This window comes from Microbispora hainanensis, assembly GCF_006874475.1.
GTDB classification, from domain to species: Bacteria; Actinomycetota; Actinomycetes; order Streptosporangiales; family Streptosporangiaceae; genus Microbispora; species Microbispora hainanensis.
This window is the reverse complement of record NZ_VIRM01000116.1, coordinates 1-2,158: the sequence shown is the minus strand read 5'-3', so window position 1 is coordinate 2,158 and position 2,158 is coordinate 1. Positions and strand designations below refer to the sequence as shown.

Below are 2,158 nucleotides of genomic sequence, written 5' to 3'. Positions count from 1 at the left end.
CAAGAAATAAGGCGTTGCTTCGTGATCTTCGGCTCGTTGAGATGGTATGGCGATCTCCAGCGAGGTCCGCGGCCAACTCGCGCGGAAATTCGAGGCATTACGCCCGCATCTGAACGAACGACAGCATCGGCTGGTGCTGGCGACCGAGGCGCGGCTGCTGGGACACGGTGGGGTGCGGGCTGTCGCTCAGGCCGCTGGGGTCAGCGAGACGACCGTCCGTAACGGCATCTTCGAGCTGGAAGAAGGCCGGAAGCCGCTTCCGGCAGGTCGTGTCCGACGATCCGGGGGTGGTCGCAAGCGTGTTGAAGACGACGATCCGGCCGTCCTGACGGCGCTGCTGGGGCTGGTGGAGCCGGATGAGCGCGGCGACCCGCAATCCCCGCTGCGGTGGACGACCAAGTCGCTACGCCACCTGGCCGCCGAGCTGACCCGGCAAGGACACGGTGTATCGGCGCCCACGGTAGGACGATTGCTGAAGACGGCCGGGTTCAGCCTGCAAGCCAACGTCAAGACCCTCGAAGGCGCCCAGCACCCCGACCGTGACGCCCAGTTCCGCTATATCAACGAGCAGGTCAAAGCCCATCAGGCTGACGGCGAGCCGGTGATCAGCGTGGACACCAAGAAGCGGGAACAGCTGGGCCGGCTCCCGATGACCGGACGCGAGTGGCGCCCCAGGGGCGAGCCGATCGAGGTCGAAGACCACCACTTCTTCTTCTCCGGTCCGGACGTCGAGCAGGCGATCCCGTACGGGATCTACGACATCACGGCCAACACCGGCTGGGTGAACGTCGGTGTCGACCATGACACCTCGGTGTTCGCGGTGGAGTCCATCCGCCGCTGGTGGAAAGCGCGCGGACGCCACGACTACCCGTCCGCCTCACGGCTACTGATCACTGCGGACGCGGGCGGCTCCAACGGTTACCGTTATCGGGTCTGGAAGAGCGAACTGGCCGCGTTGGCCGCCGAGACCGGGCTGGTGATCACGGTCTGTCACTTCCCGCCCGGCACCTCCAAATGGAACAAGATCGAGCACCGGCTGTTCTCCCACATCACCCTCAACTGGCGCGGCAGGCCCCTGACCAGTCATGACGTAGTGGTCAACACCATCGCTTCCACCCAGACCAGTACCGGACTGCGGGTGGAGGCGGTTTTGGACACCGGCGACTACCCGACCGGTGTCGCGATCAGCAAGGAGCGCTTCGCCGCCCTGCCCCTGGAACGACACGCCACCCACGGCACCTGGAACTACACCCTGCGCCCAGTAATGGCCGACGACCCGGCCACGTCCCAGCCGGTGAGCGAGGGCGACGGACCCGCGCAGCGGCGCCAGGCCATGCTGCTGCGTCTGGCCGATCCGCGGCTGACCGGCATGAGCACCCCTCAACTACGCCAGCTGGCCACCGCGCTCGCGCCTGCACAGGCCGCCCGCACCCAGGAACGGCACAGCCGGCAACGCGGCGGCCGAGCTCGGCGCGCCACCGGCAACCTCCGCGCCAAGCCCTTGTTCGACGCCGCCGCCCGCCTCCTGCTCACGCTCCTCTACCAGCGGCAGGTCTGTTCCATGAAGGTCCTGGCCGACCTTCTGGAGGTCACCGACGTCTGCATCGCCGACCTGGTGAAGGAGACCCGCAGAGTCTTGGAAGACCACGGCCACCACGCCGGAGCCGCTCAGGTCCGCTTCGCCAAACCCGCCGCTCTCCTCGGCTTCTTGGACACCGGCCAGCGCCCCGCACGAGCCGTGATCATCGATCAACTATCCCATCCGGTTCTGACCGGGATCAGCCGCGACGAACTCCGTCTCCTCATCCAGCGCCTCGCCGCAGCACAGGTCGCTCAAGGCGAGCGCCTCGGCTACCAGCGGCGGGGCGGGCACCGCCAGCCCGGGACCCGATCCGGCGTCTTCCCCCAGAAGATCAGCAACAGCGAACGGGTCGTGCTCACGATTCTCTACCAGCGGAAACTCTGCACGATGGATGTCCTGGCCGACGTTCTAGGCGATGTCAGCAGATCGTCCATCGGCAACGTCATCCGCGAAACCCGTCCCCTGCTCCAGCAAGCAGGCCACATTCCCCCCGACGCGCCAATCCGATACCGCACTGCAGCAAATCTGCTCGCCGCAGTGCCAAACGACCGCGACACACCGACAAGTTGATCTTTT

The 2,158-nt window shown here is 66.5% G+C and carries 1 protein-coding gene; it reads left to right on the top strand.

From position 1 onward, the window contains the following. Window positions 1-46: 46 nt before the first annotated feature. The gene (locus FLX08_RS39660) at window positions 47-2,152 is read left to right on the top strand and encodes an ISAzo13 family transposase (protein ID WP_142625397.1); all 2,106 of its coding nucleotides are present in this window, start codon (window positions 47-49) and stop codon (window positions 2,150-2,152) included. Window positions 2,153-2,158: the final 6 nt, after the last annotated feature.